This window comes from Blastomonas sp. AAP25 (assembly GCF_001295965.1).
Classification (GTDB): domain Bacteria; phylum Pseudomonadota; class Alphaproteobacteria; order Sphingomonadales; family Sphingomonadaceae; genus Blastomonas; species Blastomonas fulva.
Genome location: NZ_LJHP01000002.1, coordinates 301,937 through 318,249 on the forward strand (window position 1 = coordinate 301,937; position 16,313 = coordinate 318,249).

The window sequence follows — 16,313 nt, forward strand, 5'->3', positions numbered from 1 at the left end:
TTTCCGGTTCGCGAACTTTAGGTGGCGGGGGCAGCGTTTTGCCCCTTGCCACCACCGGACGGCTCGACTAAAGGGCTGTCCTTCTCAGCGCCGGAGTGACTTTTCCCCGGCGCATATGGGGCCTTAGCTCAGCTGGGAGAGCGCTACACTGGCAGTGTAGAGGTCAGCGGTTCGATCCCGCTAGGCTCCACCATTTTCCTTGTCGATATCATGCTAACCCCAGCGTCCGACCCGCTGGGGCTTTGCCGTATCCGGCGGCACCCCGACGATCGGGCCCATCCCGTAGGGCCGCAGCTGGTAGCGGCCATGGCTGCCTGCTATTACCGGTAGCGCTTGCCACGCTGCCCGTTTTGCTGATTGGATAGCCACATGACCACCCTCCTCATCGCAGGCGCCACCGGGCTCGTGGGCCGCATCGTCCTTGCCAAAGCGCTGGACGATCCGCGCATTGGCCAGGTCATTTCTCCTACCCGCAGTGCATTGCCGACTAGCCCCAGGCTCACCAACCCCATCGTCGATTACGATGCGCTGCCGCAGGATGCCGACTGGTGGCGCTGCGACGCGGTGATCTGCGCGCTCGGGACCACGCGGGCCAAGGCGGGGTCGGATGCGGCATTCTTCCGAGTCGACCATGACTATCCGCTGGCCGTCGCACAGGCCGCGCGAGCACAAGGCGCACAGGCCTTTGCGCTGGTGTCCGCGATCGGCGCAGATGCAGGCTCGCGGCTGCTGTACAACCGCACCAAGGGCGAGGTCGAGGCCAGCATCGCCGCGCTCGATTTTCCCAGCTACACGATCGTGCGCCCCGGCCTGATCGGCGGAGACCGCGACGAGTTCCGGCCAGCAGAGCGCGTGTCCGAGGCGATCCTGCGCGTGTTCGGCCCGGTGCTCCCGCGTGGCTGGCGGATCAGCCCTGCCGAGAATATCGCCAGCGCGCTGATCGAGGCAGCGGTGGCCGCACCACCGGGGCGCCACGTCATCTCCGCAGACCGCCTCGCCTGACTTACTGCTTGGGCACGCCCGCCTTGTCGCGGATGGCCTTGAATTCGGACCCTGCCTTCCATTGCGGCCAGCGGCTTGAGTTGGCGAGCTCCGCACCGATCACGCCGATCAGCTCGATATCCTGCACCGCGCCGTCGAGGTTCCAGTCAGGCCCCCAGGCATCGCACGCCTGGTGATAGCACTTGCCGGTATAGGCATCGATCCACGCCTGCCCCGCGGCCACCCCGCCCTGCTTGAGGTTCGCCGCGCCCGCAATCCCCATCAGCAGCATCACCGGGACGCCGCGCTTGGCGAACGAGAAATGGTCGGCGCGATAGAACAGCCCGCGCTCGGGAAGGCTCTCGGGCGTCACAGTGCGGCCCTGGGTCGCGGCAACCCGCGCCATGTCATCCTCCAGCGTGTTCTGTCCCCGGCCGACCAGCACGACATCATTGGCAGCGCCTGCAGTCTGCAGGATGTCGAGCCCCAGATTGGCGACGGTCTTGTCCATCGGGAACAGCGGATTGGCGGCATAATATTCGGAGCCGAGGAGCCCGCGTTCTTCCGCCGTCCACGCGCCGAAGACGACGCTGCGCTGCGCTGCGGGTCCGGCCTTCATCGCGCGCGCAATCTCGAACATGCCGGCGATGCCCAGCGCATCGTCATTGGCCCCGGCGCGATAGATGCGACCTTCAGCATCGGGCTTGCCCGCGCCATAGGCATCCCAGTGCGCGCCATACATCACAATCTCGTCGGGTCGGGTGGTGCCGGGAATCCTGGCGAGCACATTGTGGCTGTCGACGACCTCCGGGGTCACGGGAATATCCGCGCCCAGGGTCACGCCCTTTAGCTCGACCGGACGAAAGCCCGGCGCGCGCGCGGCGACTTCGAGCTTCGCCAGATCCAGCCCAGCAGCCGCAAACAGCCTTGCAGACATCTCCGCCGACAGCCAGCCCTGCAGCTTCAGGCTGGTCAGTTGCTCGGCCGGGCGGACGATATCGTAATTCTCGCCGCCCGGGCTGATCACGACGTTCCAGCCATAGCCGACACCTGCAGCATTGTGGACGATCAGCGCGGCAACCGCGCCCTGGCGCGCGGCTTCCTCGAACTTGTAGGTCCAGCGGCCATAATAGGTCATCGTCCGGTCGCCGAACTTGCCCGCGGCAGGCTCGCCGGGCTTAGCTGCGAAATCGGGATCGTTGATCAGGAACACCGCGACCTTGCCCTTGAGATCGGCACCCTTGAAATCGTCCCAGCCGCGCTCGGGCGCCTTTACGCCATAGCCGACGAACACGACGGGCGCGTCGGCGATGCGCGCGGCATCGTCCGGGCGGATGGTGGAGAGATAGATGTCCTGCGCCAGCACCGGATCGATCGCGCCCTTGGGGCTCGCAAAGCCGAGCCTTTCAGGCGTGCCCAGCCGGGTGTGGAGCAGCGGCACCTTCTGCAGCCAGCCGCCATCGGTGCCTGCAGGCTCAAGCCCCAGCGCCTCGAACCGCGCGATCAGATAGCCGAGCGTCCGCTCCTCTCCGCGCGTTCCGGGCGCGCGGCCCTCGAACACATCGGAGGCGAGCGTGCGCACAGTCTCGGTCAGCCGGTCGGGATCGACCGTCATCGCCGGCTGCGCAAGGACGCTGGTGAAGGGGACGGCGCACAAAGCTGCGGCGAGAACGAGGGTACGGGTCAACATGCTGCGGGTTATAGGGCAGCTTGGGATCAGGGCAAGGCTATGGCATGTCGAGATGTCTGCCCTATATGCTTGGGATGACCGCACCCCTTGCCCATCCGATCCCGAGCGACGCCGATGCAGCGGCGGTGACCGTGTGGTTCGATGGCGCCTGCCCCCTGTGCCTGCGCGAGATAGCGCTGATGCGGCGGCTGGACCGGCGCGGGGCGATTGCCTTTGTCGACGTATCGACACCCGATTCGGTCTGCCCGATCGACCGGCGCGATCTGCTCGCTCGGTTCCATGCGCGCGAGAACGGCGTGATGCTGTCGGGCGCGGCGGCGTTTGCCGCGATGTGGCGCGCGATCCCGGTGCTCAAACCGCTGGGAGTGGCTGCGCGCAATCCGGTGATCCTCAAGGGGCTCGAATGGCTGTATCAGCGGTTTCTGGTGGTGCGGCCACGGCTGCAAAGGCTGCTCGCCAGGCGATGAGAGAGCCACCGCTGTTCCCGCCGACCCGCACCGCCGGGCTCAACCGGCTGGCTGCCTTCGTGCCGCACGCCGGGGCCGATTATGCGATGGGTCGCAACACCGACCCCGGCCCGGACGCCCCTGCGGCGGTCTCCCGGCTGTCGCCCTATCTGCGCTACCGGTTGCTGATCGAGCAGGAGACCGCAGGCGCAGTGCTGGCGGAGCATTCGCTGCACGCTTGCGAGAAATACGTGCAGGAGGTGCTTTGGCGCACCTACTGGAAGGGCTGGCTCGAGATGCGGCCGCAGGTGTGGGCTAGGTTTGTGGCCGAGCGCGACCGGCAGCGCGAGGCATTCCGTGACACCCGCGCGATCGCGGACGCCGAAGCGGGACGCACCGGCATCGAGGGTTTCGACGACTGGGCGCGAGAGCTCGTCGCCACCGGATATCTGCACAACCATGCGCGGATGTGGTTCGCCTCGATCTGGATTTTCACGCTGAGGCTGCCCTGGGCGCTGGGCGCGGACTTCTTCCTGCGGCATCTGATCGATGCGGATGCGGCGAGCAACACCCTGTCGTGGCGCTGGGTCGCGGGGCTGCAGACAGCGGGCAAGACCTATCTTGCCACCGCCGACAATATCGCGCGCTACACCAACGGCCGCTTTGCACCCAAGGGGCTGGCAGAGCAGGCTGAACCGCTGAGCGAGGCTGCTATGGAGCCCGCGCAGCCGATGCCGCAGCTGGCGCCCCTCAACCCGCGCACGCCTGCGCTGCTGCTGGTGACGCCGGAGGATATGCACCCGGAATCGGCCTTGCCGCGCGATGCCGACTGGCGTGCTGCGCTGATCGTCAACGATGCCAGCCTGTTGTGGGGCGATGGCGCGCGCGAATTCGTGCGCGCTGCATCCGCCGATGCGGGCATGCGGGTAACCGACCATTTCGGGTGCAGCGCCAATCCGGCCGCCCGGCTGGATGCCGCCACGCTGATCGGAGCGGCACATGGCTCGGGCGCGCAACAGGTCGTCACGGCCTTTGCGCCGGTGGGGCCGGTCGCCGACGCGCTCACGCAGGCAGCACCAGTGCTCGCCGCCGAAGGCATTCCGCTGGTGCAGGTCCGCCGCGAATGGGACGACATCTTCTGGCCGCACGCCAGGAAAGGGTTCTTCCCGTTCAAGCAGCAGATGCCGCGGCTGCTGGCCGAGATCGGGATGCCCGGCCGCTAGTCAGATCCCCAGCGCGGTTTTCCAATGCTTGAGCCGGGTATCGCGCGCTTGCGCTTCCATCCAGGGTTCGAACACCTGGGTGCTCGACACCATGACCTTGGCATCCTCGAGCGAAGCATAATGCCCTGTGCCCACCGCCGCGAGGATCGCGGCACCACGCGCGGTGGTCTCGACATCGGCGGGGCGCTCGCACGGGATTGCCAGCACATCGGCGATATCCTGCGCCAGCCAGTCGTTGGCGCTCATGCCGCCATCCAGCCGCAGCACCGACCAGCCCGCGCCATCGGCAGCAAAGGCGCGCGCCAGATCGTGGAACACATTGGCGACCGATTCGAGCGACGCGCGGATGATGTGCGCGCGCGTGGTCGCGAACGACAGCCCGATGATGCTGCCGCGCGCATCGGGCAGCCAATAGGGCGCGCCGAGGCCTGACAGCGCAGGAACCACGACCACGCCGCCGCTATCGGGCACCGACCGGGCCAGCGCCTCGCTCTCAGCCGCATTGCCCAGCATGCCGATGCTGTCGCGCAGCCATTTGACCAGGCTTCCGGCGACGAAAACCGATCCCTCGAGTGCAAACGTCCGCGTGCCACCGACTTCGCACAGCACCGTGCCGAGCAGCCGGTGCTCGGACTTCGGCGGGGTCTGGCCCATGTTGGCGAGCACGAACGCGCCAGTGCCCAAGGTCGCCTTGGTCTGGCCGTGCGCGAAGCAGCCCTGGCCGATGGTCGCGGCCTGCTGGTCGCCGGCAAGCCCGGTGATCGGGATCGCCGCGCCCAGCAGTTCAGGTTTCGTCGTCCCGAATACGCCGGCACTCGGCACGATCTCGGGCAGTGCGGCGCCCGGGACGCCGAACAGGTCGCACAGTCCCTCGTCCCAGGAGCTGGCGGTCAGCGGGAACAGCGAGGTGCGGCTGGCATTGGAGACATCGGTAATGTGCAGCCCGCCGGTGAGGTTCCACACCAGCCAGCTTTCGACCGTGCCAAACGCCAGCCGGTCGCCCAAAGTCGCGGCGCCTTCGACGTTCTTGAGCACCCACGCCATCTTGGTGGCCGAGAAATACGGGTCGAGCAGCAGCCCGGTGGCGGTCTGGATCGCAGGCTCGTGCCCCGCATCGCGCAAGCGGCGACACTGCGCTTCGGTGCGGCGGTCCTGCCAGACGATCGCGCGGCACAAGGGCTTGCCGGTGCTGCGGTCCCACGCCACCACGGTCTCGCGCTGGTTGGTGACGCCGATCGCCTCGATCGTTTCTGCACCCCCTGCCCGCTCGACCATCGCCCGCGCGCACTGCAGCGTCTTGTCCCAAATCTCGGCAGCGTCGTGCTCGACCAGGCCCGGCGCGGGATAATGCTGGGTGATGTCCTGCTGCGACGTCGCGATCATGTCACCGGTCAGCGAATACAGGATCGCGCGCGTCGACGTGGTGCCTTCGTCGAGCACCAGCAGGAAACGGTTGTCAGTCATGCTTCAGGCCCCATCCCCGGTTGTTTTATCGTTGCGCGCCCGGTTCCGCGATTTCCAGCAGATCGTCAATGTTGGCGACCGCAAGGCCGAACCGCGCCACCAGATCGGCAATGTCGGCAGGCCGGGCCATCTCGCCATCGTCGCGCATGATCGCGCAGATCACCGCCGCATCGCCGACGCCAGCGCGCTGGCACAGATCGACCGCGGCTTCAGCGGCTGCGGCGCGTTCCCGCACCCCGCCCGGCGCGGTGATCAGCGGAAAGACATGCCCGGGCGAGACGATGTGCTCAGAGGTCGCATCGGGCTGGATCGCGACCTTGACGGTCTGCGCGCGGTCGGCGGCGGAAATGCCGGTGGTGACGCCTTCTGCGGCCTCGATCGATCGACCCAGCGGCCTGCCCGACTGGCGCTCGGTGCCGGGGTTCATCAGGCTGATCCCCAGTTGCTCGGCGCGGTCCTGCCGCATCGCGAGGCAGATCAGCCCGCGGCCATGGGTGGCGAGGAAGTTGATCGCATCGGCGCTGGCGTGATGGGCTGCGACGCAGAAATCCATGTCGCCGCGACGGAAGCGATCGCCGGTGACGATGATCACCTCGCCCCGGGCCAGTGCGTCCAGCGCAGGTTGCACCCCGCTCATGCGCCAGCCTTTGCCATCGCAGAGAGGCTCATCGCACCGTGTACCACCTGCTGGCCGACCAGCTCGAGCTGCAGCCGCGCGCGGTCGTCAAGGCATTCGCCATCGACCGAGAACAGCCCGGGAAAGGTGCGGATCGTCGCCCCCATCGGGGTCGGCCAGCCGCGCAGCGCATGGACGATGCTGCGCAGCGTCTGCATCGTGCTCATCGTCGCCTGGTCGCCATAAGCGGTCGCGATCAGCCCGACCGCGCGGCCATCGAGATAGGGCCGGCTGTCCTTGGACAGGTCCTCGAGATAATCGAGCGCATTCTTGACCAGTCCGGAGATCGTGCCGTGATAGCCGGGCGCTGCGAGCAGCAGGCCATCGGCGTGGCGCACGGCCTCGACCAGTTCACTGCCCTCGGCGCCCGCGTGCGCGGAGCTGCGGTAATGCGGCAGCGCGGCGAGATAGGCCCCGTCGAACAGCTGCACTTCGGCGCCGTGCGCCGCCGCGCTCGCCATCGCGGTGCGCAGCGTGAGCTCGGTGGTGCTGCCGGCGGAGACGGTGCCGCCGATGGCGACGATACGCGGTGTCATGACATGGTTTCCTTGGTGAAGAAGCTGCGCAGATTGTCCTGCTCGGATGCTGAGAGGCGCAGGCCCAGCTTGGTGCGCCGCCAAAGCACGTCATCGGCCTCGCGCGCCCATTCGTTGGCGATCAGATAGCGCACTTCGCGTGTCGTGAGGCCGTAGCCGAAATGCTCGCCACAGTCTGCCAGGCTGGTCGCATCGCCCAGCACCGTGGTGGCCAGCGTTCCATAAGAGCGGATCAGGCGGTCGGCCCATTTTGCTTCCAGGAACGGGTAGCGCGCGCGCAGATTGGTGATCTGCCGGTTGACATCGTCCACCCCGAAATCGCCGCCAGGCAGCGGCCTCGTGTCGGTCCAGTGCGCACCTGCGAGCGCCGGGATACGCTCGGCCATGCGGTCGACCGCCTCCTGCGCCAGCGTGCGGAAAGTGGTGATCTTGCCGCCGAACACCGAGAGGATCGGCGCGCCTTCCTGGGGCTCGCTGACGTCGAACCGATAGCCGCGCGTCGCGGCTTCGGGCTTGCCCGATCCGTCGTCGACCAAAGGCCGCACACCCGAATAGCTCCACACGACCTGCGATGGCGTCACGGGCTTGGCGAAGAACCGGCTCGCGCCCTCGCACAGATAGGCGATTTCCTCGTCGCTGGCGACGATCGGCTCGCCGGGCGTGTGATCGCGGTCGGTGGTGCCGATCAGCGTGAAGTCCTGCTCATAGGGGATCGCAAAGAAGATGCGGCCATCGGGCAGCTGGAAAAAATAGGGGAACGGGTGATCGAACAGCCTGGGCACCACGATGTGCGACCCGCGCACCAGGCGGATCGACTGTTTGGGCGTCTCGCCACTCCGGCCCAGGATGCCGAGCACCGAAGGCCCGGCGGCATTGATCACCGAGCGTGCGGTGAAGCTGCCCTTCGCCGTTTCGATGCGCCACAGGGCGCCTTCGCGCTCGAGCTTGTTCACCGGGCAGCGGGTGTGCACCTCGGCGCCATGATCCGCCGCGTCGCGCACGTTCAACACCACCAGCCGGGCATCATCGACCCAGCCGTCCGAATAGACGAAGCCGTGCTTGAATTCAGGCTTGAGCGGTGCTCCAGCCGGATGCCGGTCGAGCCGGATCGTCTCGGTGGCAAGCAGCAGCTTGCGCATCCCCAGATGGTCATAGAGGAACAGCCCGAGCCTGAGCAGCCAGCGCGGACGCAGACCCTTCACCCAGGGCAGCACGAAGCGCATCGGCCAGATGATGTGCGGCGCGATTTTCCAAAGCTTCTCGCGCTCGCCCAGCGCCTCGCGCACCAGGGCGAACTCGTAATGCTCGAGATAGCGCAAGCCCCCGTGGATCAGCTTGCTCGAGTTTGACGAGGTGCCGCTGGCAAGATCCTGCGCCTCGAGCAACAGCACCTTCGCGCCGCGCCCGGCGGCATCGCGCGCGATGCCGGTGCCGTTGACGCCACCCCCGATGACGGCGACGTCGAAGATCGCAGGTTCGCCGGGCAAGCCTTGCTCCATCAGATGTTCAGCGGGCCATGCTGGATATGCGGCAGCACGTAACGCGCGAACATATCGGCTTCCTGCATGTGCGGATAGCCCGAGAGGATGAACGCCTCGATGCCCTCGGCCTGATAGGCGCGCAGCTTGGCCAGCACCTGATCAGGGGTACCGACGATCGCAGCCCCGCAGCCAGAGCGCGCCCGGCCGATCCCGGTCCACAGGTTTTCCTCGACGAAACCATCGCCATCGGCCGCGCCGCGCAGCTCCTGCTGACGCTGGACGCCGAAGTTCTTGGCATCGAGCGACTGTTCGCGGATCGCCCTGCCCGCCTCGTCGTCGAGCTTGGACAGCAGCCGGTCGGCATAGGCGCGCGCCTCGTCCTCGGTCTCGCGGACGATGACATGCGCGCGATAGCCGAACTTGAGCGTGCGGCCATAACGCGCGGCGCGCGCGGTCAGGTCGGCGATGTTTTCGCGGACCTTGTCCATCGTGTCGGGCCACATCAGATAGACGTCGGATGCTTCCGCAGCGCACTCGCGCGCATCATGGCTGAGGCCCCCAAAATAGAAGGCGGGGCACTTGCCCGAGATCGTGCCGATGCGCGGGGGATCGAGTTCGAGCTGGTAGAACTCGCCCTGGAAATCGAGATGCTCGCCGTTGAGCAGGGTTTTCACGATCTTCATGATCTCGGTCGCGCGGGCATAGCGCGGACCGGACTCGATCTTCTCGCCGGGCATGTCGGACGAAATGATGTTGACGTTGAGCCGTCCGCCAGTGCCTGCGGCATTGGGGCCGAGGATGCGGTCCAGGGTCGCGATGCGGCGCGCGAGCTGCGGCGGCCAGTCCTCGCCCATCCGCGTCGCCCAGAGCAATTTGATGCGGCGGACCTGGGTGGCGACAGCTGCGGCAAACGCAGTGGTGTCCAGCCCCAATGCATAGCCCGATGGCAGCAGGATGTTGTCGAACCCGCCCTCTTCAGCGCGCAGCACGATGTTGCGGCAGTGCTCCCAGCTTGATTTGAGATACGGGTCGGGCACGCCGAGGAATTCATAGTCATCGTCGCACAGCGCCGAAAACCAGGAAATCTCGCAATTCTGTTCAGTCATGATGACTCTCCTTGCAGAAACTTGTGTTCTGTCGACGGGGCCAGCCCGTCGTCGCGATATTCATGCTGCCACGGCGCAGGCGCGCACGCGGCCGATCGGTGCGCGCCTCAGGGCAGCGGGACACCGCGCGCGGCGACGAGCACCGCGTACCAGTCCTGCCGCGTCCAGCGCACCTTGAGCGCCTGTGCGCCCTCGGCGATGCGGCCGGGCTGCTGCGACCCGATGATCGGGACGATCCCCGCCGGATGCGCCATCAGCCAGGAATAAGCCGCGACGGTGCGCGAGACGCCCTGCGCCCCGGCCACCGCATCGAGCGCTGCTGCAACCGCGATATCCTGCGGGGTTTCAGGCGCAGCCAGACGCCCGCCGCCCAGCGGCGACCACGCCATCGGGGTCAGGCCGAGCATCATCGCCTGGTCGAGTTCGCCATTTTCGAAGCAATCGATCCGCAGCGGGCTGATCTCGGGCTGGGTGGTGACCAGCTTTTCGGCGAGGAAATGATCGAGCGCGGCGATCTGGTGGACAGTGAAGTTCGACACGCCGATGGTGCGGATCTTGCCCGACGAGACCGCGTCATCGAGCACGCGCGCGGTTTCCTGCGGGTGCGCGAGGATGTCGGGACGGTGGATCTGCCACAGATCGACCATGTCGACCTTGAGGCGGCGCAGCGAATCGTCGATCGCCTTGCGCAGATAGTCGCCGCTCTGGTCGTATGGCAGCGGCGGCAGGATGCCGCCCTTGGTGGCGAGCACCATGCGGTCGCGCAGGCCGGGCTCCGCTGCGATCACCTCGCCCAGCAGCGCCTCGGCATCGCCGAAACCGCCCGAGCCGTTGAAGCCATAAATGTCGGCGGTGTCGAGGAAATTGATACCGGCGTCGAGCGCGGCGTGCACCAGCGTCGTAGCCTCGGCAACGCTGCGGCCATTGTCGGCAAGCCGCCACATGCCCCACGCAATCGGGGACACCGCGATATCGCTGCGCCCAAGCGGACGGAAGGCAGGAGGCATTGGCAATTCACTCATGAAAAAGTCCTGTCAGGGGGCGCCACCGAGGCGCGTTCGATTAGGGTGTGGGGAAGGCGGCGATGCGAGATATCGCCACCGGCAATCAGGATCTCGGTGGCGGTGCGCGCCAGCTCGATCATCGGCTGATGGATGGTGGTGAGCGGCGGCCAGACGGTGCGCGCCAGCGTGGTATCGTCGAAGCCCGCAACCGAAAGCTGCGCGGGCACGACCATTCCGCGATCATGCGCGACGGCAAGCACGCCCGCGGCCATGTCGTCGTTCGAGGCGAAGATCGCGCTGGGCCGCTGCGGTAGATCGAGCAGCATCCGCCCGCCGCGTACGCCCGAATCGAAATCGAACTCGCCATCGCACACCAGCACCGGATCGTACGGCAACCCCGCCCGGTCGAGCGCGCGGCGATAGCCGAAAAGCCGGTCGTCGGAGGCCATGTGATTGTGGTGGCCCTTGATGAAGCCGATGCGGCGGTGCCCGGCATTGATCAGATGGGTGGTCATGTCATCGGCGGCCTGGGCATCGTCCATGAACACCGAACTCGTCAGCGCGTGATTGGTGCCGGGCGAAATCCGCACGAAGGGCACATCGAGCGCCTCGAGCGCGCGCAGCACCGGGTCGCAATCGGTCACCGGCGAGGACAGGATGATGCCATCGACATGCGTTTCGGTGACAAGGCCCCGCACCTGCTCGCCGACATCGGGATCGGCGACATCGACCGGCTGGGCGAGCAGCCGGATATGGTTGGCGCGGCAGAAGTCCCAGCAGCCGGTCTGGATCTGGAACATGTAATAGGGGCTGTGGTTGTCGTAGATCAGCGCGATCTGGTTCGACTTGCCGCCCGACAATATGCGCGCGGCGACGCTGGGGCGGAAATCGAGCGCGCGCATCGCGTCCTCGACCCGGGTGCGGGTCTCGGTGCTGACATAGGGGTGGCCGTTGAGCACCCGGCTGACGGTCTTGACCGCAACCCCCGCCCGCGCCGCCACGTCCTTGATGTTGGCTCGCTCGCTCATTCCTCCAGCACCCCTTTCAGCCCCGCGAACAGCGCGGCAAAGTCGCTGTCCGGGCGGTAAAACACCGGTGGCTGACCGATCTGAGCAGGGATGTCGTGAACCCCGGGGGCGAAATCCTCGCCCGTCCAGACATGCCGCCAAGGCCGTTCGCCCGGAAGGATGACCTGGCGCTGCAGCGCCCCCTGCTCGATCACTGGTGCCACCAGCAGGTCGGCACCGTAGAGAAACTGGTCCTGCACCGTAAAGAGTGCAGCATCATTGGGGTAATGCAGGAACAAGGGCCGCTGCGTAGGGAGCCCGGCCTCGCTGGCCTCGGCGCACAGCTGGCGGACATAAGGGGCAAGGTGCGCGTGCACCTGGCTCCAGCGTGCGAAGCAGGCGAGCAATTCGGCATTGCTGTCATATTGCAGATTGTCGTCGGGGCGGTTGCCCTCGTGGCTGCGCATCACCGGCGCGAAGGCCGAAAGTTCGCACCAGCGCTGCATCAGTTCGGTGGTGCGGATGTTGCCGTGCAGCGAGGTGTAGCCGCCACAATCCGAATGGCTATACGCATTACCCACCAGCCCGGCCGAAAGTGCGCCGGTGATCACCGTCCCGATGCCATCGTGCCGGGTGAAATCGACCGACTGGTCGCCCGCCCACAGCAACGGGCAATGCGCTTGAACGCCCGAAAAGCCTGCGCGCATGAAGAACACCGCATCGCCGGTGCGTCCCCGGCTTTCGACCGCACGCGCGTTGACCTCGGCCCACAACACCGGCCACAGATTGTGCGCTTCCATCGGGTCGGAACCGTCGGCAAGCCTGAGGTCGGTGGGCAGATACTCACCGAAATCGGCCATCCAGCCATCGATCCCGATATCGAGCATCTCGCGGCCCAGCACGCGTTCGGCGAACCAAGCGCGGGTCTGCGCGCGGGTGAAATCGACAACGCCGCAATCGAACTCGCCGAAATCGACGAGGTACACTTCGTCGCTGTCGCGCTTCAGACAGAAGTGCTTACCTGCGCGCCCTTCCTCGTACAGCTCGCCATCCACCGCGATATACGGGTTTGCATAAGCCATGAAGCGGATGCCGCGTGCATGGAGATCATCGATGCGCGCCTTGAGATCGGGATAGCGCTCTGCGCTGCGCGCGCCGCTGTGCCAGTCCCAGAACAGGCGGCGTCCGAAGGTCGTTTCGCGGACCCCTGCCCAGTCCTCGCACCACACAGCGGAAACCGCAGCGCCAGCCTCGATGAACCGCTCGAGCCTCTCGAAGCTCGACGCGCCAGACTTCAGCCCGACGATCGCGCCGCCGATCGCCCAGTCGGGCAATTGCGGCTGCCGCCCGAAGCGCGTGGAAAGCTGCGCGACCAGGCCTGTCGGGCCGGTGTCGGCGAATATCTCGAACGTCGCCGCACCGCTCCACACATCGACCGCATGGGTTTCAGGATCGGTGAAATCGAGCACGCTGTAGCTGCTGGCATCGAGATGCACCGCCAGCCAGCGCGAGGTGAGGAAGGTCGGCTGCGGATAATTGGTGTTCCAGTAATCGCCGCCCGCCATGCCGTCGGCGTCCATGATGCGCGTGAGCTCGGTCGACTTGTCGCGGCCGACACCGGGCTCGCTGGTCCAGATCGGGAAGGCGCGGCCGTTCAGCGCCAGATAGCTCATCTGCTCGCCGCCGCCCCAGACGGTCTCGCCGGGCTCGGCGTGAAAATTGACGCGCAGCCGGTCATAGCCCTGGATCAGCGCGCGCAGCTTTAGCATGCTCCCGGCCAGCTCGATCCGCACAACGGGCACATCGCCGTCGAGCAGTTCGACGCCCTGATAGCAGGTGCGCCAACCCGCAGGTGCAATGGCACCTTCAGGAGAATCGGAAATGCGGAAATTGCCGCGAATCATCAGGATATCGGGGTTGCCCCGCGCCATGACCACCGCAGGACAGGATTGGCGGTGACGCAACACCACATGATCCCCGAAGCGGAGATCGAACCCGTCATTTCCGGCGTCCAGCCGCAGTTTCAAGCTATTATCCTCACCCCGCAGCCGGGACTGTGGCAGATTGGCCGCAGCCTCCGCCCGTTTTTCTGACACCGCTTGACATATCGGGACAGTCATAGCAGATCAAGGGGCAATCGCGGCGACCATATCAAGGGGCGGCAAGCCCCCGCTACGACCGCATTCTCGCAGGGAGAGGTTACACATGACGTTCACCAAGTATCCGTCCGCACGCGCCCTGGCGCTGTCCGCCACCGCGCTGTCGCTTGGCTTTGCCACCCCCGCTTTCGCGCAGGATGCCGCGCAGGAAGACACCGGCGGGATCGCCGAAATCGTCGTGACCGCGCAGAAGGTCGCAGAGAACGTGCAGGATGTGCCGATCTCGATCACCGCGATCACCGCTGACCGGCTCGAAGCCACCGGCGTCACCAGCCTGGAAGGGCTGACCCAGCTCGTTCCTTCGGTTACCTTCCGCAAGGGCACCACCAGCGCCAACAGCGCCATCGTGATGCGCGGCGTCGGCACCATCACCTTCTCGGTCGCAGCCGAACCCAGCGTCTCGACCGTGGTCGATGGCGTGGTGCTCAGCCGCTCGGGCCAGGCGTTCATGGATCTGGTCGACGCCGAGCGGCTTGAAGTGCTGCGCGGCCCCCAGGGCACATTGTTCGGCAAGAACGCGTCTGCCGGCCTCGTCAACATCATCTCCAAGGGCGGCACCGACACTTTGCAGGCCGAAGCGCGCGCCGAACTGTTCGAGGGCCAGGAATACCGCCTGCGCGCATCGCTCTCCGGCCCGCTGGGCGAAGGCCTGACCGGCCGCGTCACCGGCTTCTACGGCACCTTCGATGGCAACATCACCAACATCAACGGCGGCCGTCGCAACACCATCAACGGCTATGAGCATTACGGTGCGCGCGCGATCCTCGATTACGACAGCGGCGGTTCGCGCTTCCGCTTCATCGCCGATTATTTCGAAGCCGATGACGATTGCTGTGCAGATGTCACCGGCGTCAGCCGCGGCGCGGTGCTCGATCGCGAGCTCGGCCTGCCCGGCGGCGTGGCGCGCGGCGTCAACCAGCGCTTCGTCAACCACAACCTCGTCACCCGCACCCTCGACCGCCAGTGGAGCCTCACCGCTTCGGGCGATTTCGATGTGCTGACCGACCATGTGCTTAGCGTCGTCGCGGGCTATCGCAACTGGGAGAACACCGAAATCCGCGAGGGTGACTTCCTCCCCCGCGCGCTCGTCGGCACCGGCGAACTGCACGACAATGGCGAAGTGCGCACCGAACAGCTCTCGCTCGAAGTGCGCCTGGCATCGGACCAGTCCAAGCCGTTCTTCTACCAGATCGGCGGCTTCCTGTGGGGTTCGGACAACGAGCAGGACTTCACCCGTCGCAACATCACCTGCAACAGCTCGACGCTGCCGATCGATCCGATCACCGGTGGCCGTCCGTGCAACGTGAACGATCGCACCAACACGCTGTTCCCGACCGCGACCTCGTTCAGCGACGTCAAGTCGCGCAACTACGCGATCTTCGGCCAGGCGACCTATCGCCTGACCGAGCAGCTCGCGCTGATCGGCGGCCTGCGTTACACCTGGGATGAGCTCGACTTCGTCCACACCCGCGCACCGGGCATCAACGCGACCACCGGCCTTCCGGCCACTGGCCCCGGCGTTTCCGGCGCACCTGCCGGCGGCACGATCGCCTCTGGCGGCAACGGCACCAACACTTCGCGTGGCCAGAGCAGCAACGGCAACCTTTCAGGTCGCGCCGCGCTGCAGTTCAAGCCATCCGAAGACGTGATGCTCTACGGCAGCTACACCCGCGGCTACAAGGGCCCGGCGTTCAACGTGTTCTTCAACCACACCGCGCCGACCAACGCGATCCCGATCGACGAGGAAACCTCCGACGCGTTCGAGATCGGCATCAAATCGCAGTTCCTCGACAACCGCATTCAGGTCAACGCGTCTGCCTTCACCGTCACCTATGACGGCTTCCAGGCGAACAACTTCGTGCTGCTGAACGGGGCGGTCGTCTCCAACCTGACCAACGCCGGATCGGTGAAGAGCGAAGGCTTTGAAATCGATCTGCTCGCAGTGCCGGTCGATGGCTGGACTTTGCGTGCGAGCGGCGCTTATGCCGACGCCACGGTCAAGCGCTTCAACCCCAACCCCGCCACCAACGCGCCCGATGCCCGCAACGGCACCCAGCTGCCGCTGGCACCGAAGTTCACCTGGACGATCGGTACCAGCTACGAGCGTGATCTGGGCGCGGTGAAGGTCTATCTGGACACCGACTTCCGCCACGTCAGCCGCCAGTTCTCCGACCTCGGCGAATCCGGCCCGATCGCGGCCTATGGCATCTGGAACGGCAGCATCGGGTTCTCGGATCCGCAAGACAACTACCGCATTAGCTTCCTGGCGCGCAACATCACCGACAAGGCGTACGCTCTGCTCAACGTCAGCGCCGGCCAGCGCCTGCAGATCCCGCGCGATGCCGATCGCTACTTCGGCGTCAGCTTCCGCGCCCGCCTGCGCTAAGTGGTTCAGGGATAACATAAGCCCTTCGGGCCACAGGGCAAAGAATGGGGCTCCGGGCGCATCGTCCGGAGCCCTATTTCTTGTCCTTAATCCTCCCCCAGCGTGCTGCTTAGCCGGGGTTGCGAGGGCGAGCGGGCGGTGCCCGATTTCAACG

Annotated in this window: 13 protein-coding genes and 1 tRNA gene; 5 read left to right on the forward strand and 9 right to left on the reverse strand. The window is 66.3% G+C overall.

The features are described from left to right. The first annotated feature begins 117 nt into the window (after positions 1–117). Together IP68_RS03320 and IP68_RS03325 are read left to right on the forward strand one after the other, a co-directional pair. Positions 118–193 (forward strand) — tRNA-Ala (locus IP68_RS03320). Positions 194–369: 176 nt separating this feature from the next. Beyond that, positions 370–1,002 carry an NAD(P)H-binding protein gene (locus IP68_RS03325; protein ID WP_054133527.1) on the forward strand — a complete coding sequence of 211 codons (633 nt, stop codon included), beginning with the start codon at positions 370–372 and terminating at the stop codon, positions 1,000–1,002. Position 1,003: 1 nt separating this feature from the next. Here the strand turns inward: IP68_RS03325 and IP68_RS03330 are convergent, their stop codons facing one another. Then, positions 1,004–2,671, reverse strand: coding sequence for a M28 family metallopeptidase (locus IP68_RS03330; RefSeq protein WP_054133528.1), 1,668 nt, complete (start codon positions 2,669–2,671; stop codon positions 1,004–1,006). 74 nt (positions 2,672–2,745) lie between these two features. Between IP68_RS03330 and IP68_RS03335 the strand changes: the two genes are divergently transcribed. Then, positions 2,746–3,138, forward strand: coding sequence for a DUF393 domain-containing protein (locus IP68_RS03335; RefSeq protein WP_054133529.1), 393 nt, complete (start codon positions 2,746–2,748; stop codon positions 3,136–3,138). Further along, positions 3,075–4,340 carry an FAD-binding domain-containing protein gene (locus tag IP68_RS03340; protein ID WP_231683661.1) on the forward strand — a complete coding sequence of 422 codons (1,266 nt, stop codon included), beginning with the start codon at positions 3,075–3,077 and terminating at the stop codon, positions 4,338–4,340. Before IP68_RS03335 ends, IP68_RS03340 begins: the two co-directional genes overlap by 64 nt. Here IP68_RS03340 and IP68_RS03345 read toward each other — a convergent pair whose 3' ends face one another. The 8 genes from IP68_RS03345 to IP68_RS03380 all read right to left on the reverse strand — a co-directional run bounded on the left by IP68_RS03345 (position 4,341) and on the right by IP68_RS03380 (position 13,641). After that, the gene (locus tag IP68_RS03345; protein ID WP_054133531.1) at positions 4,341–5,804 is read right to left on the reverse strand and encodes a glycerol kinase; all 1,464 of its coding nucleotides are present in this window, start codon (positions 5,802–5,804) and stop codon (positions 4,341–4,343) included. A 25-nt stretch (positions 5,805–5,829) separates the two neighbouring features. Next, a complete protein-coding gene (locus IP68_RS03350; protein WP_054133532.1) occupies positions 5,830–6,441 on the reverse strand; it encodes a 3,4-dihydroxy-2-butanone-4-phosphate synthase in 612 nt (203 codons plus the stop codon). Next, complete coding sequence (locus IP68_RS03355) at positions 6,438–7,016, reverse strand: NADPH-dependent FMN reductase (RefSeq protein ID WP_054133533.1); 579 nt, start codon at positions 7,014–7,016, stop codon at positions 6,438–6,440. Before IP68_RS03355 ends, IP68_RS03350 begins: the two co-directional genes overlap by 4 nt. Next, positions 7,013–8,503: a glycerol-3-phosphate dehydrogenase gene (locus IP68_RS03360; RefSeq protein WP_231683663.1), complete on the reverse strand. Its 1,491-nt coding sequence runs from the start codon at positions 8,501–8,503 to the stop codon at positions 7,013–7,015. Before IP68_RS03360 ends, IP68_RS03355 begins: the two co-directional genes overlap by 4 nt. A gap of 11 nt (positions 8,504–8,514) precedes the next feature. Then, positions 8,515–9,603, reverse strand: a complete 1,089-nt coding sequence (locus IP68_RS03365) for an LLM class flavin-dependent oxidoreductase (RefSeq protein WP_054133535.1) — start codon at positions 9,601–9,603, stop codon at positions 8,515–8,517. A gap of 107 nt (positions 9,604–9,710) precedes the next feature. Beyond that, positions 9,711–10,625: an aldo/keto reductase family oxidoreductase gene (locus tag IP68_RS03370; protein WP_054133536.1), complete on the reverse strand. Its 915-nt coding sequence runs from the start codon at positions 10,623–10,625 to the stop codon at positions 9,711–9,713. Continuing rightward, positions 10,622–11,635, reverse strand: a complete 1,014-nt coding sequence (locus IP68_RS03375; RefSeq protein ID WP_054133537.1) for a LacI family DNA-binding transcriptional regulator — start codon at positions 11,633–11,635, stop codon at positions 10,622–10,624. The genes IP68_RS03370 and IP68_RS03375 overlap by 4 nt, the downstream gene beginning before the upstream one ends. After that, a complete protein-coding gene (locus IP68_RS03380; RefSeq protein WP_054133538.1) occupies positions 11,632–13,641 on the reverse strand; it encodes an alpha-glucosidase in 2,010 nt (669 codons plus the stop codon). Before IP68_RS03380 ends, IP68_RS03375 begins: the two co-directional genes overlap by 4 nt. Positions 13,642–13,819: 178 nt before the next feature. Between IP68_RS03380 and IP68_RS03385 the strand changes: the two genes are divergently transcribed. Continuing rightward, a complete protein-coding gene (locus IP68_RS03385) occupies positions 13,820–16,159 on the forward strand; it encodes a TonB-dependent receptor (RefSeq protein ID WP_054133539.1) in 2,340 nt (779 codons plus the stop codon). Positions 16,160–16,313: the final 154 nt, after the last annotated feature.